General features: G+C 37.2%; 21 protein-coding genes. 16 read left to right on the forward strand and 5 right to left on the reverse strand.

What is annotated here, in order from left to right; genetic code table 11:
- Positions 1-881 precede the first annotated feature (881 nt).
- Complete coding sequence (locus H6G25_RS10075) at positions 882-1,286, reverse strand: hypothetical protein (protein WP_190392361.1); 405 nt, start codon at positions 1,284-1,286, stop codon at positions 882-884.
- 342 nt (positions 1,287-1,628) lie between these two features.
- Here H6G25_RS10075 and H6G25_RS10080 point away from each other — a divergent pair, with 342 nt between their 5' ends.
- Positions 1,629-2,555, forward strand: coding sequence for an AAA family ATPase (locus H6G25_RS10080; RefSeq protein ID WP_190392362.1), 927 nt, complete (start codon positions 1,629-1,631; stop codon positions 2,553-2,555).
- A gap of 418 nt (positions 2,556-2,973) precedes the next feature.
- Here the strand turns inward: H6G25_RS10080 and H6G25_RS10085 are convergent, their stop codons facing one another.
- Both H6G25_RS10085 and H6G25_RS10090 read right to left on the reverse strand, forming a co-directional pair.
- Positions 2,974-4,140 carry a pentapeptide repeat-containing protein gene (locus H6G25_RS10085; RefSeq protein ID WP_190392363.1) on the reverse strand — a complete coding sequence of 389 codons (1,167 nt, stop codon included), beginning with the start codon at positions 4,138-4,140 and terminating at the stop codon, positions 2,974-2,976.
- Positions 4,141-4,366: 226 nt separating this feature from the next.
- Positions 4,367-5,320 (reverse strand): M48 family metallopeptidase, encoded by a 954-nt coding sequence (locus H6G25_RS10090; RefSeq protein ID WP_190392364.1) that lies wholly within the window; start codon positions 5,318-5,320, stop codon positions 4,367-4,369.
- A gap of 133 nt (positions 5,321-5,453) precedes the next feature.
- Here H6G25_RS10090 and H6G25_RS10095 point away from each other — a divergent pair, with 133 nt between their 5' ends.
- The 3 genes from H6G25_RS10095 to H6G25_RS10105 all read left to right on the forward strand — a co-directional run bounded on the left by H6G25_RS10095 (position 5,454) and on the right by H6G25_RS10105 (position 8,219).
- Positions 5,454-7,013: an ATP-dependent DNA helicase gene (locus tag H6G25_RS10095; protein ID WP_190392365.1), complete on the forward strand. Its 1,560-nt coding sequence runs from the start codon at positions 5,454-5,456 to the stop codon at positions 7,011-7,013.
- A gap of 81 nt (positions 7,014-7,094) precedes the next feature.
- Positions 7,095-7,313, forward strand: coding sequence for a DUF2839 domain-containing protein (locus H6G25_RS10100; protein ID WP_190392366.1), 219 nt, complete (start codon positions 7,095-7,097; stop codon positions 7,311-7,313).
- A 159-nt stretch (positions 7,314-7,472) separates the two neighbouring features.
- Positions 7,473-8,219, forward strand: coding sequence for a creatininase family protein (locus tag H6G25_RS10105; RefSeq protein ID WP_190392367.1), 747 nt, complete (start codon positions 7,473-7,475; stop codon positions 8,217-8,219).
- A gap of 386 nt (positions 8,220-8,605) precedes the next feature.
- Here H6G25_RS10105 and H6G25_RS10110 read toward each other — a convergent pair whose 3' ends face one another.
- Complete coding sequence (locus H6G25_RS10110) at positions 8,606-9,187, reverse strand: thioredoxin family protein (RefSeq protein WP_190392368.1); 582 nt, start codon at positions 9,185-9,187, stop codon at positions 8,606-8,608.
- A 233-nt stretch (positions 9,188-9,420) separates the two neighbouring features.
- Here H6G25_RS10110 and H6G25_RS10115 point away from each other — a divergent pair, with 233 nt between their 5' ends.
- From H6G25_RS10115 to H6G25_RS10165, 11 genes are all read left to right on the forward strand, one after another.
- Complete coding sequence (locus H6G25_RS10115) at positions 9,421-10,542, forward strand: sensor histidine kinase KdpD (protein ID WP_190392369.1); 1,122 nt, start codon at positions 9,421-9,423, stop codon at positions 10,540-10,542.
- 322 nt (positions 10,543-10,864) lie between these two features.
- Positions 10,865-11,386 (forward strand): universal stress protein, encoded by a 522-nt coding sequence (locus H6G25_RS10120; RefSeq protein ID WP_190392370.1) that lies wholly within the window; start codon positions 10,865-10,867, stop codon positions 11,384-11,386.
- A gap of 34 nt (positions 11,387-11,420) precedes the next feature.
- Positions 11,421-12,434, forward strand: coding sequence for an NAD(P)-dependent alcohol dehydrogenase (locus H6G25_RS10125; protein ID WP_190392371.1), 1,014 nt, complete (start codon positions 11,421-11,423; stop codon positions 12,432-12,434).
- Between the two features lie 81 nt (positions 12,435-12,515).
- The gene (gene hoxE / locus H6G25_RS10130) at positions 12,516-13,016 is read left to right on the forward strand and encodes a bidirectional hydrogenase complex protein HoxE (RefSeq protein ID WP_190392372.1); all 501 of its coding nucleotides are present in this window, start codon (positions 12,516-12,518) and stop codon (positions 13,014-13,016) included.
- The gene (locus H6G25_RS10135; protein WP_190392373.1) at positions 13,003-14,610 is read left to right on the forward strand and encodes a NuoF family protein; all 1,608 of its coding nucleotides are present in this window, start codon (positions 13,003-13,005) and stop codon (positions 14,608-14,610) included. Before hoxE ends, H6G25_RS10135 begins: the two co-directional genes overlap by 14 nt.
- Positions 14,611-14,703: 93 nt before the next feature.
- Positions 14,704-15,420, forward strand: a complete 717-nt coding sequence (gene hoxU / locus H6G25_RS10140; RefSeq protein ID WP_028088927.1) for a bidirectional hydrogenase complex protein HoxU — start codon at positions 14,704-14,706, stop codon at positions 15,418-15,420.
- Positions 15,421-15,460: 40 nt separating this feature from the next.
- Complete coding sequence (locus H6G25_RS10145) at positions 15,461-15,988, forward strand: DUF3122 domain-containing protein (RefSeq protein ID WP_190392374.1); 528 nt, start codon at positions 15,461-15,463, stop codon at positions 15,986-15,988.
- A gap of 12 nt (positions 15,989-16,000) precedes the next feature.
- Positions 16,001-16,546, forward strand: coding sequence for an oxidoreductase (locus H6G25_RS10150; protein WP_190392375.1), 546 nt, complete (start codon positions 16,001-16,003; stop codon positions 16,544-16,546).
- Positions 16,547-16,597: 51 nt separating this feature from the next.
- Positions 16,598-17,212 (forward strand): CP12 domain-containing protein, encoded by a 615-nt coding sequence (locus tag H6G25_RS10155; protein WP_028088930.1) that lies wholly within the window; start codon positions 16,598-16,600, stop codon positions 17,210-17,212.
- A 594-nt stretch (positions 17,213-17,806) separates the two neighbouring features.
- A complete protein-coding gene (locus H6G25_RS10160; protein WP_190392376.1) occupies positions 17,807-19,255 on the forward strand; it encodes a Ni/Fe hydrogenase subunit alpha in 1,449 nt (482 codons plus the stop codon).
- A gap of 129 nt (positions 19,256-19,384) precedes the next feature.
- Entirely contained in the window at positions 19,385-19,966 is a 582-nt protein-coding gene (locus H6G25_RS10165) for a Uma2 family endonuclease (protein ID WP_190392377.1), read from the forward strand.
- A gap of 144 nt (positions 19,967-20,110) precedes the next feature.
- On the opposite strand, the gene H6G25_RS10170 is transcribed toward H6G25_RS10165, so the two are convergent.
- The gene (locus tag H6G25_RS10170; protein ID WP_190392378.1) at positions 20,111-20,509 is read right to left on the reverse strand and encodes a pentapeptide repeat-containing protein; all 399 of its coding nucleotides are present in this window, start codon (positions 20,507-20,509) and stop codon (positions 20,111-20,113) included.
- Between the two features lie 125 nt (positions 20,510-20,634).
- Here H6G25_RS10170 and H6G25_RS10175 point away from each other — a divergent pair, with 125 nt between their 5' ends.
- The gene (locus H6G25_RS10175) at positions 20,635-21,114 is read left to right on the forward strand and encodes a hydrogenase maturation protease (protein ID WP_190392379.1); all 480 of its coding nucleotides are present in this window, start codon (positions 20,635-20,637) and stop codon (positions 21,112-21,114) included.
- Positions 21,115-21,224: the final 110 nt, after the last annotated feature.

Below are 21,224 nucleotides of genomic sequence, written 5' to 3' on the forward strand. Positions count from 1 at the left end.
TAGAAGAATTGTTAAATAAATTGCTAAATGAAGGAGGTCTTATTATTAAATGGGAGCGCAAAATTAAAAATAAAGGTAATGCAGTTTATTAAATTTAGCTGCGTAACAGCTTAAGTTATTTATATAAGATTTTGGGAAAAAATCACTTTCTCAATAACGAGGGGTTCATTCTCATGAATATTGAGAATTTTGTCAATAATTTCACGAGTTTTGGTAATTTCAGCCAAGGGACTTGACAGTGTTTTGAGTTTCGGGTATGATGATGTTATTGGTGGGGAATAGTGCGCCCATATATATAGAGTTTTGAATTACTAAGATTATTATTTCCAAAATAAATCTCCGCAGTAGGGAAATATTAACCACAACTTCTGGAAATACAAGATTGATTAAATAATTTGGATATTTTGTTCTAGAGATATAAGTTATTTATATAAGATTTTAGGAAAAAAAGAACTTTCTCAATAAACAGGGGTCTATTCTCATGATTAAGGATGGGGTTTGTATCCCATTATTTTCGGTCAGAGATTTAAGAGATTTATATTTATTTACAGCAGTTTTCATCTATTTAAACCAGACTTTGATTACCTTCTTCCTTTGCGCCTTCCCTACTTTGCGCCTACCCTTCGGGATCTCTAAGAGAGATTGCGCGAAACAAAAACCGTGGTTCATTTATCTGAAATTCGCTGTAATTACCAGTCGCAGAAATATGGAATTTCTCACAACTGGCATAATTTACAATTTCCCAGATATAAGTAGGTGAACGGAAAAAACCGACATAAGTAACGAAAAGTAAAGTTGCCCAAAACCTCTCCCCTGTTCCCAGTTAAGAGTTAAGAGTTACCTTACTATAACGACAATTTTTTACGCCAACCTACTTAACTTTATTTGTCACTGTCAAGTAAAGCATGACGGGAAAAAATTCCTTTCAATTTCAAATTAGTGAATACATTTATAGAATTTACTAATTCTCGTTGTTCAGAACTTAGATTTAATGAGTCCAAAGCTTGATCAATATTGTTGCCATTGTGTAATTTATGGACAAGTAACTGACGTTGAGATGAATTTAAAATTCTGGCAATTTCTTTATTTCTTCGCTGACGGATAGCTTGTAATGCTTGATTTTCTTGAGGAGTAAAATCATTTTCAGATAATTCGATATTATCCCTAATTTCGCCAGAATTAGTAAAATAGTGATTTGCTGAAGCCAAAGGAATTTCCCATAGGAAAAATGCGGAAACAAAGACAAGTACCAAAGCCAATAACCGTTGTGTCAATTTACTAATCATGTTGATTTTAATGTTAATAACAGCTTAAATCCAATTCTAGCTACAGGAATAGCATTAGATAATTTTTCTATTTTTGGTGACTACGTGCTAGACATGGAAAAGTATTGATTTTTGACAGAACATATTTACTAGTAGAGAACAGCATAAATCCTAATTTCAAGAGACAGACAAGAAAATTAAGCTATTTCTATATTGGGGGTGAGGTAAAATGGATAATGTTTTCTCTATGACTAAATTCAGAAATTGATAATAAAGAAAAACATATCAGACATATAAATATTATGTTCTTTTATATTTCTCGACCCCAGGCTATCATAAAATTCATTAGTAAGGGTGATAGTCATGACAGAACAGTTATTAGAAAAACAAACAGGTCAAAATGAGGGAATAGATTTAGAAGCAGCTTTTCAAGAGTCTCATATTCAGGAAATTCTCGATAAGTTAGACCAGGAGTTAGTCGGGTTAAAGTCCGTCAAAAATAAGATTAGAGAAATGGCGGCCTTGTTGTTGGTTGACCGGATTCGTAAAGGCTTAGGATTAAATGCAGGTGCGCCCAGTCTACACATGACATTTCTAGGTAATCCGGGTATGGGTAAGACGACTGTAGCAATGCGTATGGCGGAAATTCTCTACCGTCTGGAATATATCCGTAAGGAAAATGTCATGTTAGTGACGCGAGATGATCTAGTCGGTCAAGGTATGGGACAAACCGGACCAAAAACTAGAGAAGTATTAAATAATGCCATGGGTGGCGTTTTGTTAGTTGATGAAGCCTATACTTTATACCGTCCAGATTATCCGGGAGATTTTGGTTTAGAAGCAATAGAAATTCTCATGCAGGTAATGGAAAACCAACGTGATGATTTGGTTGTCATTCTTGCCGGTTATAAGGACCACATGGAAAGGTTTTTTCATAGTAATCCGGGGATGAATTCTCGCATTGGACTACATATTGAATTTAATGATTATGGTGTGGATAATTTAATGGTAATTGCCCAATCTATAGTCAAAGCGCAAAATTATTGCTTTAGTCCTGATGCGGAAAAAGCCTTCCGCGAATATTTAATTAAACGGAAGACCATGCCCCATTTTGCTAATGCTAGAAGTGTCCGTAATGCCATAGATAGAGCGCGTTTACGCCAAGCAAATCGTTTATTAAGTAGTGGTAAACTGTTAGAAAAACAGGATTTAATTACCATTGAAGCAGCAGATATTCTCGCTAGTCGAGTGTTTAGAGAAGGTGTTCCTGATTGTGAAACTGAAAGTTAATTAATTTGGTGATTGGTGATTAGTAATTAGTAATTGGTAATTGGTAATTGGTAAAACTCTTGCCTATTTCCTATCCCCTTATTACTTTCACCTGTCACCCGTCAATGCTATCATCTTTTTGATGATATAATTTTTCTTAATCAAAAAATACAATTATTTCTTATTGTATTTCATTAATGAAGTTAGGCATACAGCACTTCCTGATGTTATGAGGTACAAGAACCCCACCCCCAACCCCCTCCCCGCAAGCGAGGAGGGGGATTAAGATGTACCTCATAAAAGCGGAAACCCCTGTATCATCAAGTCTGCTATTAACTACAATATACTTTAGTCATGATCAACAACGCCAGTAGTAGTATAAAGGTTTGAGTCTCTATTATGGCATTTTTAGTCTGAGATTTCAGTAATTTTACTTTTGCTAATCATGAATTGACCCATCTGGCATTCTAGCGCCTGTGAGTATCGCTCCTTTGAGGTCGGCTTCTGTGAGCAAAACTTTTGTTATCCAGTCCGGTTCCAAGCGGTAGGCTACTGTGAGGTCGGCTCCTGTGAGGTTGGCTCCTATGAGTTTGGCTTCTGTGAGGTAGGCTCCGAAGAGGTCGGCTCCTGTGAGGTCGGCTCCTGTGAGGTCGGCTTCTGTGAGGTCGGCTTTTATGAGGTAGGCTCTTGTGAGGTCGGCTTTTATGAGGTAGGCTCTTGTGAGGTCGGCTTCTGTGAGGTCGGCTTCTGTGAGGTCGGCTTCTGTGAGCTCGGCTTCTGTGAGGTTGGCTTCTGTGAGGTAGGCTCCTTCTAGGTCGGCTTTGTAGAGGTCGGCTCCTTCTAGGTCGGCTCTTGTGAGTTTAGCTTCTGTGAGGTTTGCTACTGTGAAGTTGAATCCTTTGAGATTCAATTCTATGAGATTGAATCCACTAATATTAACTTCAGTTAAATCAATATATTTATTTTCTAAATCTGGGTGTTTACGTTCTGCAATCACAGTTAAACACGCTTGAATAGAAATTCTAAGTTTTTGGAATTTTTCTTGATCTTCTGGAGATTGTGACTCATTTTCTTTTATAATAGGTGCATTCTGACGGACAAAAGCTGTCAGAACTTCCATAATTGTCCATTGGTCTGATTCGGAATCTCTCGCAATTCGTTCTAAAGTATAAATTCCACCTAATATAACTTCAGGTTTATCACTCCCAAGCTGTTCAATAGCCTTAGAAAACCTTTCTGTAATTTGTTTTTGATTTGCGGCCTCTGCATTTTTATTTGCGGCCTCTGCATTTTTATTTGCGGCTTCTGCATTTTTATTTGCTGCGTCTGCATTTCTATTTGTAGCCTTTGCAGTCTCTTCCATAGCGTCTGCACGTCTACCTGCAAAGTAAACATTAACAATTACTGCCCCTCCACCAATGAATAAACCTAATAGGTTAAGACTTTCAACAATATATTCATATTTGTCTTTTAATAATTCTTTTCTGTCAGTAATTAAAATCATTGAGATAAAATAAACTGTAACAGCAACAGCTATCAAAAGCAAAAATATAGCTCCAAAGATCACCCAATTTTTAATAAGATCCTTTTCATCATCTGTGAACATAATACAATTTCTACTCCCTGTGTAAAATGGCTTTATCAAGTAAGCAATGCAAGATACAGACATTTTAGTACACTAAGGAGCAAGTATACTAGAATAAGAAAAAATTTTATTGTTAAAATAACCTTAAATAAGGGCAGAAAAATTAAAATTTATTCATTCTCAGCAATTAGAACCCGCTTTATTAATTTAGACCCTGACTTCTACAAGAAATCAGGGGTTTTGTCATTTATTTTTTGACTTTGTTAATTTCCTCTTGTAACCTTTCAATTTCCCTTCGTAACTTTTCCACTTCATTATCAGATTTTGCCGGTGTCACATCAACCGCACCAACAGGAGAACGCTGATAATTACCCCTTTTAATTTCCTGGTATTCTTCTGATACCGCCCAACTGCGTAAATAGTGCAACCGCTCCACAGGAAAAGGATGACTTAACATCATTCCCTGGGCGCCATTGTATATTAAAAACTTATATACTTGATTCAGCCCGTCATCATCTAGTGCTTGATATTTTTCTGACTGCTGAATAAATTCCTGTAAACTACATTCATGGGCATATTTATTACTACCTCCAGAAAGTTTCATCATAGATGACATGACTGGATTTAAATCATCCATGACCAATAAAGCCGCTCTATCAGCCGATAACTCAGCTTTGCGTCGCCACTCAAAAAAAGCATAAATCAAGGCTTGACTGACAAAATTACCTAAACCCAAGGTTAATTCACCCAGGACAGAGGCGGCATTCATCGCCCACATCGCCATTTGGATTAAAATAGTATGACCGCATTTAATATGGCCTAGTTCATGAGCCAATACCGTCCGCAGTTCCGACTCATTGAGTAACTCTAGTAACCCAGTGTTAACGACTATGTATGGGTTGTCTTGTCCTAGTGCATAACTATTGACTTGAGCATCTTGGGCAATAAATAATGTCGGTTCACTGCTAATGTCCAAATCCCGGACACATTCCCGGAAAATCTGGTAAATAGTAGAATATTGCCGGGGTCCGACTTGTATGGAGTTACCCATTAAATAAACAAGTTGAGGGCGTTCATAGACAAATTCTACAAATTTACGAGCGATTAAGTCAAAGCCCGGTAAACTGCGTAAAGCTTGTTCTGCTTGAATATCTAATGGATGTCTGAAGGCTGCACTGGAAATTCCTGTATAAGTTGGCATAATTTAGATAATAAGTTGGTTGTGGGTTGTGGGTTGTTCGTTGTCAGTTGTGAGGAATTTCTATTCCCTCTTGACTCTTGATCATGTTCATGAGGTAGTTTCAAAAAAACACTTGTTATGGAATATAAAGCGCGTGATTGAAGCAGAAGTTCATTTATCATTACATAACTTCCTGCGATCGCAGGCGGGTTTCCCTTCTTGGCCTCATCATTTAACCATGGCTAGGTTGGTAGCACGCGCTTTGCGTTTGGGACGCAGCGCTTTAATTCAAGTTGGGGCGGTTTGTGGACACCAAGGTCGATATCGCACCAGTTTTATCGCCTCTGCTTTAATGTGGCATGGTTCTGTAATTATTGTCGCCTCGGAAACCGTACAGCAACGGTTGTTAAAGGTAGAAATTCCCCGACTCCAGCAGTGGCTACCAGCGAATAAATCCATTAGAACTGGTGACACTTGGCCAAGTCCCGATTTTCAGGGTTTACTATTGATTTCCCCCGCTGCTTGGTTGAAAGGACAATTAGCTCATAACAATCCCTTTCCTGCTCATATTCCCACAATTATTGATGGTGTTGACGATTTAGAAGATTGGGTGCGTTTTCAGTTAACTGAAACTATTCAACCCCAGGATTGGGATCAGTTAATGCTCGCTTATCCATATCAAGTGGAGTTAATTCGGGAAGCTAAGGTACAACTGACACATCAATTATTTCAGCACCCGGAAAATCCCTATCACTGTTATCTAATTTCTCAGTCAGAAATCGAAATTTTACAACGTTTATACTTATCTTTAGAGCCAAATCATCTTCCTGAACCTTGGCGGAATTTTTGGCAAAAAATCCCTAATTTACAAGATTCTTGCCTCGGTTCTACCTCTGACTTTCCCCTGTTCTGGGCGACTATTGCTCGTCGTCAAGGGTTATTTTCTTTATATTATGCTCCTATAGAATTAAGTAAAATCATAGCACCAATTTGGCAGCGTCAACCTGTAGTATTCATTGGTAGTGCTTTAGAACCAGAAACGGAAGCACCCCTTTTCCGTCAACGTTTGGGTTTAGAAGATGTTACCTGTCTAAAGTTTGCTGCTGATAGTCAAGGAGAAGCAATTCAACTTTATGTTCCTTATAAATTGCCTTTACCAAATACACCAGAATTTCAAGGAGCTTTAATTCATCAAGTTCGTACTTTAGTATGTTTGAGTGCCACAGCCCCAGGAATGACGGTAATATTGATAGGGGACGTGCCACTAAAGGCTAGGGTAGGAGCAATTTTGGCCTCGGAATTTGGTTCACGGGTGCAGGTGGAAAAGACTTGTTTAGATGAAAATGGGATTTTGATTAGCGGTTGGGAATTTTGGCGTGAAAATCAAGGTGTTTTACCAGCGCCCAGATTATTAATTATTGCCACTTTACCCTTACCATCTTTAGAAAATCCCTTGGTCGCCGGTAGAGTAGCTCATTACAAGCGATCGCATCAAGACTGGTTTCGTTTATATCTGTTACCAAAAGCTATGAACGAATTACAAAGAGCGATCGCACCTGTACGTGAAAATCAAGGTATTGTGGCTTTATTAGATACTCGTGTGGTTAACCGCAGTTATGGAGCGCAAATTCTCTCTTCTCTGAGTCCCCTAGCACGTTTAAACTACCTTGATCCTAGTTTATTTTCCACCAATAATGAAGATTATTCTACTTAATTAATGGCGATAATCATCAACTCATGACTGATTTCTATTAAAATCTAAATTGAACTTGTCAACAAAATCAATGATAAAATTATGGGTGAAGCAAAACGCCGTAAAAATTCACTAGGGGAAGAATACGGACAAAATGCTGCTAGAATATTACCTTGGGTTCCCATTACTAAAACTCAAGCTTCACAATTTGTAGCTATCACTACTCGTGGTGCATGGATAGGTATTGGTACTATGGTTGTTGTCTGGATCACAATCAGATTTATTGGACCTGGTTTTGGCTGGTGGGAAATTGTTGGTTAATTTACAAATGAGATCCCCGACTTCTTTTTTAGATTATGTTTTATATTATAATTAATTAGTCAAGATAATTATAATATGAATATATTTCAGAAGTCGGGATTCTGGTAATGATAATGATGTCAATGATTTAATTGTAAACTGTTGAATTTTTAATAAAAAATGCTCTTACATTTAAGCACTTGGCCGGAGGTTGAAACTTATTTACAACAATCTCCGGGGATTATTTTACCCATTGGTTCAACAGAACAACATGGACCTACAGGACTAATTGGTACAGACGCAATTTGTGCAGAATCTATATCAAAGGGTGTAGGGGAAGCAACTCAAGCAATGGTTGGACCGACAATTAATGTGGGAATGGCTTTACATCATACAGCTTTTCCGGGAACAATTAGTTTACGTCCAAGCACTTTAATCTTAGTAGTTAAAGATTATTTAACCTGTTTAGTAAAAGCTGGTTTTACCAAGTTTTATTTTATCAATGGACATGGGGGAAATATTGCGACTCTCAAAGCTGCTTTCTCTGAAACTTATGCTCATTTAGAAGACCTACAAATTCCCAATTCTGCCCAAGTTAAATGTCAAATTGCTAATTGGTTTATGGCTGGTTCAGTTTACAAACTCGCCAAAGAATTGTATGGTGATCAAGAAGGTTCTCATGCTACCCCTAGTGAAGTAGCTGTGACTCAATATGTTTATCCAGAAGCAATTAAAAAAGCATTTCTTTCTCCCGAAGTTGCAGGTGGACATAACATTTATAGTGCTACTGATTTTCGTTCTCGTTATCCAGATGGTCGTATGGGTTCAAATCCAGATTTAGCAACGCCAGAACATGGTAAACTATTTTATGATTTATCTGTGGAGGAACTGAGTAAGGGATATTTGGAGTTTGTGAAGGAGGAATAGGTTTTTTCTCACCCAGAGGCGCGGAGCGGAATTAAGAATATTTTTTAAATAGACATCCAGGAAGAATGTTGAAAATAGATTGTTTATATTATAAATAATTATAAATAATACTCTTTTAATACTCTTTATGGTTAAATTGCCAAGAATCCTATAGAAGCCATTTGTGATATTTTTGACACAGCGATCGCTAAAAAATGTAACCTGGATGTTTTTAGTTGTTAGGACTTACGCAAGTGTCACACCAAAAATCTATTGTAGCGTGTATCAGATACCAACTATCTGTTTATTTGCTAAATTTTTGCAGTTTGATGCACCTTACTAATGTGCCATAGGAGTTCTATAGGAATAGGTAATTGGTAAAACTCTTACCTATTACCTATTACCTATTACCCTGAATAACTAGGTTCGTTTCCTGGTTTCCATTTGATATTGCAACCAATGCTCGGTTTTTGTTCACTTCTTACAGGTTGATTATTTAAGACTGCGATAATAGCCTCCCTGATATCTTTACCTGTTACAGGTTGATTATTGCTGGGACGACTATCATCTAATTGTCCACGATAAACCAGTTTTCTTTCGCTGTCAAACAAAAAGAAATCCGGCGTACAAGCTGCTGTATAAGCTTTTGCTATTGCCTGGGTTTCATCATAACAGAAGAGAAACTCAAACCCCAGTTCTCTAGACATTTCTTTTAATGATTCAGGAGCATCATTGGGGTAATTTTGGGCATCATTAGCACTAATAGCAATAATCCCTAAATTACTTTTACCATAATCTTGATCTAACCTTACCAATTCTTCTTGAATATGCTTCACAAATGGGCAATGACGGCAAATAAACATGATTAAAACTGCTTTTTTATCAGCGAAATTATCAAGAGAAATTGTTTTTCCCGATACCACTTCTGGTAGATGAAAATCTGGTGCTTTAGTGCCTAAAGGCAACATTGTTGAAGCTGTTAAAACCATAATTTATTGAATGCTTTGATCAGGAGTTTGACTAACTAATAATATAATAAATAATCCATCTCAATGGCTTCCCCAAAAAAAGAGGGCTGAAGCAGTAAAGTTATAGTCTTCCAAAATAACAAATCAAAACCTATACACAGCCCGTGATCGATATACTGATAGTTTTTTCAAGTTTAAGGTAATTGAGGATTAAAACATTTATTATGAGGAAGAAAATAAGCAGGAATTAGTTTATGTTTTATCCCAATACTCCACCCTCAAACAATTATCATACCCCACCAACTCGAAGGGGAAAACATAAAATATTTATTGGTATGGCCCCTGGTGTGGGAAAAACATACAGAATGCTAGAGGAAGGACATCAACTTAAACAAGAGGGTATTGATGTTGTTATTGGGGTTTTAGAAACTCACGGACGCAAAGAGACGGCTGTAAAAGCAGAAGGTCTGGAGGTAATTCCTAAAAAAGCGAATATTCACAAAAATATCAACCTTCTGGAAATGGACACCGAAGCAATTTTAACCCGTTCTCCCCAATTGGTTTTAGTTGATGAATTAGCGCATACAAATATACCAGGTTCACCTAGAGAAAAACGCTATCAAGATGTAGAATTGATTTTAGCTGCGGGTATAGATGTTTATTCTACTGTCAATATTCAACATTTGGAAAGTTTGAATGATTTGGTAGCTAGAATTACGGGTGTTGTAGTGCGAGAACGTATTCCCGATATTCTCTTAGATGAAGCTGATGCTGTTGTTGTGATTGATGTTACTCCAGAAACTCTAGAAGAACGGCTACGGGAAGGTAAAATTTATGCTGCTGATAAAATTCAGCAATCTTTAGAAAACTTTTTTCAGCGTCGTAACCTCATTGCTTTACGGGAATTAGCATTAAGAGAAGTTGCTGATACTGTTGAAGAAGAAGCAAATACCTCTATTTCTTCCCCACAAGTTCGCAATGTCCATGAACGAGTTTTAGTATGTGTATCTACTTATCCAAATTCGATTCAATTATTACGGCGTGGAGCGCGATTGGCAAATTACATGAATGCCAGATTTTATACCTTATTTGTGGCAGATCCTGACCGTTTTCTCAGTAAAGAAGAAAGTTTACATATTGATACCTGTGAGAAAATGTGTCGAGAATTTGCTGGTGAATTTCTTCATGTTAAGAGCTACAATGTTCCTAAAGCGATCGCTGAAGTTGCTACAATTAATCATATCACCCAGATAGTTATTGGTGAAAGTCGGCAGCCACGATGGAAAAGATTTTTTAAACGCTCTTTTACGGAACGATTATTGGAGTTAATCGGGGACAAACATATAGATTTACACATTATTGCTACTGAGAAATAAATTTTAATTTTTGTGAATCTATCTAAAATAGGATGGAATTTTGCTATTTTCTGTATAGAGTGAGTATTAGACTTGAAAAAAATTCTGTAGAGACTTTACTAATATGATTTCTTTAAGAAGTTTATATAGAAAGTCTTTACAGTTCATAATTTCATCACGTCTTTAATAATTCAATAACACCTAAAAATCTATTCTCCGAAGTTTTTTAAATTCTTTGGGGATAAAATTGATAGTGAAAATTAAGCTGATTTTTACTAAAAATTAACCTAAAAAGCTGATTATAGTCATTATCATTGATGAGCAATTTAATATTGAGGTGAATATGTTTAAACGAATTTTGGCAGCGTTAGATCGTTCGGAAATAGGTATAGAAGTATTTAATCAAGCGCTATGTTTAGCAAAGTTAACATCCGCTGAATTGATGCTTTTGCACGTTTTATCACATGAAGAAGATGGTAGTCCTGAAGCCCTGATTTTCCCAAATATTGACTATTATCCAGGGTGGAATGAGGAAACTTTTAAATTATACCAAGAACACTGGGAAAAATTTAAAAATGAAGGTTTGGAGATGTTACAGTCATTTAGTAGCCAAGCCAATACAGCAGGTATTAATACGGAATTTATGCAAAATAGTGGTAATCCAGGAAGAATGATTTGTGAATTGGCTAGAACTTGGAATGCTGATCTAATTATGATGGGAAGACGGGGACGTTCTGGACTGGCGGAGTTTTTTCTCGGTAGTCAGAGTAACTATGTTTTACATCATGCCCCCTGTTCAGTGCAGATTGTACATTTGCCTGTAAGTGCTAAAACACAAGAGGAAGAAGTAGTAAGTAATCAGTAATTACTCTGATTTGTCTTTCCAAAGGATGATGAAAATGGTGGAATTAAAGTTCCAAGGCTACGCATCTTTAAAACCAGGGGAAAAGCTACAACCCTGGGAATATGAACCAGCCCCTTTAGGTAGCAATGATGTCGAAATCGCAGTTACCCATAATGGCCTGTGTCATACTGACATTCACATGAGAGATAATGACTGGAATGTGAGTAAATTTCCCCTGGTAGCAGGTCATGAAGTAGTAGGAAATGTTACTCAAATTGGTGCGGATGTAACTGGTATAAAAATTGGCGATCGCCTGGGGTTTGGTTGGATTAGTAATTCTTGTCGAGTCTGTGACGCTTGTTTGCGGGGAGAAGAAAACATTTGTCGTCAGGGTTATAAAGGATTAATTGTCGGAAATCATGGCGGTTTTGCCAATAAATTACGAGCTTGCGCGGATTTTGCCTATAAAATCCCAGATAATCTAGATTCCGCCAGCGCTGCTCCTTTATTATGTGCTGGAATTACAGTTTATAATCCCTTACGTACGTATATAAAATATCCGGGGGCTAAGGTGGGAGTGCTGGGAATTGGTGGGTTAGGACATCTAGCCATTAAATTTGCGGAGGCTATGGGGGCAGAAGTGACAGCTTTTTCTACATCATCTGATAAAGAAGCCGAAGCCAAAGAATTTGGGGCGCATTATTTCTGTAATTGGAAAAATACTGAACAAATTAAAGAAGTGAGTGGCACTTTAGACTTACTTCTATGTACGGTTTCCTCGGAAATTGACTGGAACAAAGCCTTTGGTTTACTAGCAAATAACGGTGTCTTGTGTTTGGTGGGGCTGCCGGTTTCTACCCTGAACATTCCGCTTTTACCCTTAGTATTTGGTCAAAAAGCGATCGCTGGGAGTGTGGTAGGTGGAAGGCGTTTTATGAAAGAAATGCTGGAATTTGCCGCCATTCACCAAATAAAACCAATGATTGAAACTATACCCATTTCCCAAATTAATGCAGCCATGGATAGGGTGGTAGCAAATAAAGCTCGCTATCGGATTGTTTTGGTATAGTTTTGGCGTTGGTGAATGAAGGTATAAATTTTTTCTCACGCAGAGGCGCGAAGAGTCTGAGGAATTTAGGGAAAGGAAGATATGAGAACTGCTGTTTCATGTCCTTCAGGAGATAAGCGTTTAAAGATATTAGATGCTACGATTAAACGTCATCAATATCAACAAGATGCACTCATTGAAATTCTCCATCGTGCTTCTGAATTGTTTGGTTATTTAGAAGCGGATTTATTGCTTTATATTTCCCATAGCCTGAAATTACCACCCAGTCGGGTTTATGGAGTAGCTACTTTCTATCATTTGTTTTCCCTGGCACCAAAAGGAGTTCATAACTGTGTGGTTTGCACGGGTACAGCTTGTTATGTTAAAAACTCTCAAAAGATTTTAACACAGGTGGAAAAACTGACGCAAATTCACGCGGGAGAAACTACTACAGATGGTCAAATTTCTTTAATGACAGCTAGGTGTTTAGGGGCTTGTGGAGTTGCTCCAGCGGTGGTCTTGGATGGTGTGGTTTTAGGTAATCAAACCCCAGAGTCAGTGTGCGAAAAAGTGGGAGCATGGTGGCAAAATGGAACTAAATGAATTATTAGAAATTGCCGAAAAAGAACTTTCTGAGCGAAAATCTCTAGAAATTCGCTGTTGTACTGCTGCGGCTTGTCTGTCTTCTGATTCCCAAGCTGTTAAAGACAATTTAGAAGCAGTTATCAAAGCCGAGAATTTACAGGATACTGTGCAAGTTACGGGTGTGGGTTGTATGCGTCTTTGTTGTCAAGGACCCTTGGTACAGGTGGAAAATTTGGCAAATCCTGTAGAATCAAAGTTGTATGAAAAAGTCACCCCGGTAAATGCTCTAGAAATTATTCGCGGGTTGAATGGAGAAGTAACAAATTTACAAACAGGTGATTTAAACCAGCCGTTTTTTAGTCGCCAATTGCCCATAGTCCTAGAAAATAGTGGTAAAATTGACCCCGAACGGATTCAAGCTTATATTGGGGCTAAGGGTTATCAAGCCCTTTACCAAGTGCTGCGGGAAATGAAGCCCACGGAGGTAGTAGAAACTATCACCAAAAGCGGTTTACGGGGACGCGGAGGCGCTGGTTATCCCACTGGTTTAAAATGGGGGACCGTGGCCAAATCCCATACTGAGAAAAAGTTTGTTATTTGTAATGCTGATGAGGGTGATCCCGGTGCATTTATGGATAGGAGTGTATTGGAAAGTGATCCCCATCGAGTTTTGGAAGGAATGGCGATCGCTGCCTACGCTATTGGGGCAAATCAAGGCTATATTTATGTTAGAGCCGAATATCCTCTGGCTATTAAACGGCTAGAAATTGCCATTCGTCAAGCCCAACACTTAGGATTTTTAGGTTCGCAGATATTTGATTCTCCCTTCGATTTTAAAGTGGAAATCCGCATTGGGGCTGGGGCTTATGTCTGCGGTGAGGAAACGGCTTTAATGGCTTCTATTGAGGGTAAACGTGGTGTCCCTCATCCCCGTCCTCCTTACCCTGCTGAGTCCGGTTTATGGGGCTATCCCACTTTAATTAATAATGTGGAAACCTTTGCCAATATCGCGCCCATTATCCGCAAAGGTGCAGAGTGGTTTGCTAGTATTGGTATTAATAAAAGCAAGGGTACAAAAGTATTTGCTTTAGCCGGAAAAATCCGTAACACGGGTTTAATAGAAGTACCAATGGGGACATCTTTACAGGAAATTGTTGAAGACATGGGAGGAGGTGTTCCAGACGGTGGTATTGCTAAAGCTGTACAAACTGGTGGCCCTTCAGGGGGATGTATTCCGGCTTCTGCTTTTGCTACACCTGTAGATTATGAATCCTTAACAGCTTTGGGTTCAATCATGGGTTCTGGGGGGATGATTGTTATGGATCAAACCACCAATATGGTAGATGTGGCTCGCTTTTTTATGGAATTTTGCATGGATGAATCCTGTGGTAAGTGTATTCCTTGTCGCGTTGGTACTGTGCAATTATACGGTTTATTAACGAAGATTACCAAGGGAGAAGGTTCACTGGCTGATTTAGATTTACTTGAGGAACTTAGCGATATGGTCAAAAATACTAGTTTATGTGGTTTAGGACAGTCCGCACCAAATCCAGTTTTTAGCACTTTGCGTTATTTTCGTCATGAGTATTTGCAATTAGTTATTGGTCATTAATTATTACCCATTACCCATTACCCATTACCCATTACCCATTACCCATTACCCATTACCCATTACCCATTACCCATTACTGATAAATAAATCATTATGTCCGTAAAAACTTTAACAATAGATGGTGAATTAGTTAGCGCTCGTGAAGATGAAACCTTATTGACAGCAGCACAGGAAGCAGGTATTCATATTCCTACATTATGTCATTTAGCAGGTGTGGGAGATGTGGGCGCTTGTCGTTTATGTTTAGTGGAAATTGTCGGAAGTAATAAATTACAACCTGCTTGTATGACGAAAGTAATAGAAGGAATGGAGATAACTACAAATAGCGATCGCTTGCAGAAATATCGGCGTATAATTGTAGAAATGTTATTCGCTGAAGGTAATCATATTTGCTCAGTTTGCGTTGCTAATGGCAATTGTGAATTACAGGATTTAGCGATAGAAATGGGTATGGATCATCTGCGGTTAGAATATCAATTTCCTCAGCGAACCGTTGATACTTCTCATCATCTTTTTGGCATTGATCATAATCGTTGTGTGCTTTGTACTCGCTGTGTACGAGTATGTGATGAAATTGAAGGCGCTCATACTTGGGATATGGCGGGAAGAGGATCAAAATCTCATGTGATTACTGATTTAAACCAACCCTGGGGAACTTCTCAAACTTGTACTTCTTGTGGTAAATGTGTTAATGCTTGTCCCACAGGAGCTTTATTTGATAAAGGTTCAAGTGTTAGTGAAATGAAACATGATCGGGGGAAAATTGAATTTTTAGTCACTGCACGAACTAAAAAACAATGGAATTTTTAGTAATTACTCACTGGTTATCAGTCATTGGCAATAAAATCTCATGTTACAGCATATTAAACTTCAAAAAACATTGACGCGAATTATATTAGTAGGAATATTCACAACATTTATATTTCTGAATATAGCAAATATCAGATACCAGACAGCAAATGCAGCCATTACTCAATTAGGAAAACCACCAGAAGAAGTTATTTATCGTTCCCAAGTGAAATTAGATGATCAATCAGGAAAAGTTTGGCAAGTTGTATTATTTAAACAAGTTTATTTAGATCAACCATCTAATATCAATCTTCGCTTAGTTGGCTTTCCAAATTCTGCGGAATTAATTCACCCCCAACCGTTAACAATTACTACGAATACAGGTAAAATTTGGAATGCTAATGATCTATTTTTAGATACAGCCCCAGCCCCCACAATTGGTCAATACGATTTCACAGAAATTTTACCCCAATTACCTCCAGAATCTCTAACTTTGGGCATACCTTTACCTGGTAATAAATTCATTAATATTCTAGTTCCCATTCATGTTGTCAAAGAATGGCAATCATTAATTGCCAATGAAAATTGAAAAGGTAAAAAAATGACGAAAATGAAATTAGCAACAGTGTGGTTAGGTGGGTGTTCCGGTTGTCATATGTCCTTCCTAGATTTAGATGAATGGTTAATAGACTTAGCAGCACAAGTAGATATAGTTTATAGTCCCATTGCTGATATTAAAGAATATCCAGAAAACGTAGATTTAGTATTAGTTGAAGGAGCTATAGCCAATGAAGAACATTTAGAATTAATTTACAAAATTAGAGAACGGACTAAAACCATAATTTCTTTTGGTGATTGTGCTGTTACTGGTAATGTTACTGCTTTACGCAATCTTGCTGGTGGTGCTGAACCTGCATTACAATTAGCTTATATTCAAGGGGCTAATATTCATCAACAAATCCCTAATTCTCCCGGAATTGTTCCCCCGTTATTAAATAAAGTTGTCCCCGTACATAAAGTAGTCGCAGTAGATATTTATTTACCCGGTTGTCCACCTTCAGCAGATCGTATTCGCGCCGCAATTTCACCTTTATTAAAAGGAGAAAAGCCGGAAATTATTGGACGAGAAATGATTAAGTTTGGTTAATTTAATTTTGGATTTTGGATTTTGGATTTTTAATTATTTTGGAGATAAATTATGTTAACAGCAGCTGATGTTATGACTAAAGATGTAGCAATGATTCGTAGTTCAGCAACAGCAAAAGAAGCAGTTGATTTAATGCGTTCTAGAGATTGGAGAGCATTAATTGTAGATCGTCGTCATGAACAAGATGCCTATGGTATTATCACAGAAAGTGACATTGTTTATAAGGTAATTTCCTATAGCAAAGACCCGAATAAAGTCCGCGTTTATGAAATTATGACTAAACCTTGTATTGTTGTCAATCCAGAATTAGGTTTAGAATATGTAGCCAGATTATTTGCTAACCATCATCTGCGACGTGCGCCTGTAATTAGTGGTAAACTATTAGGAATCATTTCCCTCACTGACATTTTAGCCCGGAGTAGTTGTTTAGAACAACCACGCTCATTTTTATTAGAACAAGAATTACAAGATGAAATTAAAAAAGCTCGCATTGTTTGTGCAGAAAAAGGTATTAATTCTACAGAATGTGCAGCCGCTTGGGATGTGGTAGAAGAAATACAAGCCGAAATTGCTCACCAACGCGCCGAAAAACCCCTAAAAACTGCCTTTGAAGATTATTGTGATGAATATCCAGAATTAGCAGAATCTAGAATTTATGATTTGTAATTACTATACGTAGGTTGGGTTGACGCAAGGAAACCCAACATGATCATTATCGAAGATTTTGTTGGGTTTGACGTTGTTCTACATCGAAGATTTTGTTGGGTTTGACGTTGTTCTACATCGAAGATTTTGTTGGGTTTGACGTTGTTCTACATCGAAGATTTTGTTGGGTTTGACGTTGTTCTACATCGAAGATTTTGTTGGGTTTGACGTTGTTCTACATCGAAGATTTTGTTGGGTTTGACGTTGTTCTACATCGAAGATTTTGTTGGGTTTGACGTTGTTCTACATCGAAGATTTTGTTGGGTTTGACGTTGTTCTACATCAAATATTTTGTTGGGTTTGACGTTGTTCTACATCAAATATTTTGTTGGGTTTCACGTTGTTCTACATCGAAGATTTTGTTGGGTTTGACGTTGTTCTACATCAAATATTTTGTTGGGTTTGACGTTGTTCTACATCAAAGATTTTGTTGGGTTTCACCTTGTTCTACCCAACCTACAAAGGAAACCCAACATGATCATTATCGAAGATTTTGTTGGGTTTCACGTTGTTCTACCCAACCTACAATTGTTGATTATTACCAATTACATAATTATGAAAACAATCATTATTGACCCCGTAACTCGCATTGAAGGCCACGCCAAAATTAGTATTTATTTAGATGATCAAGGTCAAGTAAATGACGCTCGATTTCATGTCACTGAATTTCGCGGTTTTGAAAAGTTTTGTGTTGGTCGTCCTTTCCCAGAAATGCCGGGAATTACTGCGAGAATTTGCGGTATTTGTCCGGTAAGTCACTTGTTAGCTTCAGCCAAAACAGGAGATGGCATCTTAGCGGTAAAAATCCCTAAAATAGCCTCTCAATTACGTCGTTTGATAAATTTGGGTCAAATTGTCCAATCCCATGCCCTCAGCTTCTTTCACTTGAGCGCTCCTGACTTATTATTAGGCATGGATAGCGCACCAGAAAAACGGAATATTTTTGGTTTAATTGCTGCTGAACCAGAATTAGCTAGAGGTGGTATTCGTTTACGGCAATTTGGACAGGAAATCATTGAATTATTAGGAGGGAAAAAAATCCATCCTTCCTGGGCTGTTCCTGGTGGAGTAAGTCACCCTTTAACCCAAGAAAATCGCGCCCATATTCAGCAACGGATTCCTGAAGCAAAATCTACAGTAATTAATGCTATTGAGTTGTTTAAAAAGTTGTTAAAAATTTATCAAAAAGAAGTTAAAACTTTTGGTAATTTTCCGAGTTTATTTATGGGTTTAGTCAGTCCTGATGGTTTATGGGAAACGTATGATGGACATATTCGATTTGTTGATAGTGCCGGGAATATTGTTGCTGATAAACTTGACCCCAATAACTATCATGAATTTATCGCTGAAGCAGTGCAAACAGACTCCTATTTAAAATCACCTTATTATCTTCCTTTAGGTTATCCCGATAGTAGTGATCATTGTCGTTTAGATAGTGGAATGTATCGTGTTGGACCTTTGGCTAGATTGAATATTTGTAGTCATATTGGTACACCTTTAGCGGACGCAGAATTAAAAGAATTTCGTAGTTATGAAAATGGTACTGTTAAATCATCATTTTTCTATCATTATGCCCGGTTAATTGAAATTTTAGCAGCCATTGAACACATAGACATTATCTTAGATGATCCTGATATTTTATCAACCCGTCTCCGGGCAGAAGCTGGGATTAATTGCTTGGAATCTGTGGGTGTAAGTGAAGCACCAAGGGGGACATTATTCCATCATTATCAAGTTGACGAAAACGGTTTAATGTTAAAAGTAAATTTGATTATTGCTACTGGTCAAAATAACTTAGCAATGAATCGCACAGTTGCCCAAATTGCCCGTCATTTTATCCAAGGTGATAACATAAAAGAAGGAATTTTAAACCGTGTTGAAGCCGGAATTAGGGCTTTTGATCCTTGTTTGAGTTGTTCTACTCACGCTATGGGACAAATGCCTTTATTAATAGAAGTAGTAAATAAAAATGGCACTGTAATTAATCAAATTTGTCGTAATTAGTATGTATTAGTTACTCGACTGCTTTAAAAAGTCGGGCATATTGGTTTTTTTGATCATTTATATGATATAATGTGATATAATCTAACTCTAAGATAGCTCAAACTCATATTACCCAAATTTCTAATTTTTATGACTCTTACTACTACTAAACGCTTTACCATAACTGAATATCACCGTCTAGCAGACCTTGACTTCTTCACGGAAGATGACAGAATTGAATTAATTAAAGGTGAAATTATCAAAATGGCTGCAAAAGGTAGACCACATTCTGTTTGTAATACTCGTTTATATAAAGAGTTATTTAAACTCCTAGAGGAAAAAGCTACTATTCGTGGACAAGAACCAATTATTATCACTAATAATAGTGAACCAGAACCAGATTTAGTAATTGTTGAAAATAGACCTGATGATTATTTTCTCAATCATCCTACACCATCTGATATTTTCCTAGTTATTGAAGTAGCTGATTCATCTTTAAAATATGACCAAGAAGTAAAGTTACCTTTATATGCAGAAGCCGGTATTTCAGATTATTGGATCTTTAACTTAATCGCTTATCATTTAGAATGCTATTGTCAACCATATCAAAATCTACAAGGTACATTTGGCTATCGTCATAAATCAATTATCCTCCCTAATGAGTCTGTAAAATTGCCATCTTTCCCGGAATTAATTTTAGATTTAACTAAAGTATTTCCAGTCAAAAATTGAGTTATAAAATTAAAATTTGCAAAAATTGAGAAAATATGTTATTTTAGTTTTGAATTAATATAATGGCCTATTTTTGACAATTTATATTAATGTTATATTAATACAAGTATAAATAATTAGCGGCTGATATAGCCGCATCAATATTTATACTGATGGTTGACTCATGGTTAAACCTGCTGTAATAGGGTCAAAATCTGGAGGAAAATGGGTGTTATGGTTATAATCTGCTTTTTCTAAATGCGTCCCCTGTAAGTTAGCTGTACGCAAGTTGGCAGAAATCAACATCGCTCCTCGCAAATCTGTATTTTGTAAATTAGCTTGACTCAAATCGCTAAAACTCAAATCACATCCCCGCAAATTAGCGTCGCTGAGGTTAGCTTTGCTCAAATCAGCATAGCTGAAATTAGAGCCTTTTAAGTCCAAACCCTGCAAATTAGCGTCACTTAATTCTGCTCTCTCAAAATCTCTTTTTCCCGCTGTATATTCTTCTACAATCTTAGCAGCAGTGCTATTAATTGACTTTTGAAAATTCACTTCAGGCATAAAACAGCCTCGCAATTTATTTAAAATTTTTACAGGTTTTATAACCATACCTGAGGGTATTATATAACTGATGAGCCGAAAAATAAATACCCTATTTACATAAATTTATAAAAGAAATAAGAGAAATGAGCGTAACTACAATTATAATTGGTTATGGCAATGAATTACGCAGTGATGATGCCATTGGTCAAAAAGTCGCCAATATTATCAATTCTTGGCATTTATCTGATGTTGAATCTCTTGCAGTTCACCAACTTACCCCAGAATTAGCAGCAAATTTAGCAAATGTCAATTTAGCAATTTTTGTAGATGCTATGATCAGTTCAGAATCGGAAAATGTGGAAGTGGAGTCTATATTGCCCAGTGAATCTAATTCAATATCTGATATTATATCTAATATGATGTTAGGACATATTGGTAATCCGCGATCGCTTTTATCTTTGACTAAATACCTCTATGGTTATTGTCCAACTGCTTGGTTAGTCACAGTACCAGGGGTGAATTTTGAATTAGGAGATTGTCTTTCCCCCATAGCAGAAATAGGAATTAATATAGCTCTAAATAAAATAATTAATATTATTGGTAAAGGACAAAATTCTACTTGAGACTGGGAAACGATATAATATAAAAATTAACTACAAAAGCAAGGGAACAGGGAACTCTTAACAGGGAACAGGGAAAAGGGAGTAAATTGGTGTGTACTTCATGAGACTGG

Origin of the sequence: Dolichospermum sp. FACHB-1091 (assembly GCF_014697585.1) — a bacterium.
Classification (GTDB): domain Bacteria; phylum Cyanobacteriota; class Cyanobacteriia; order Cyanobacteriales; family Nostocaceae; genus Dolichospermum.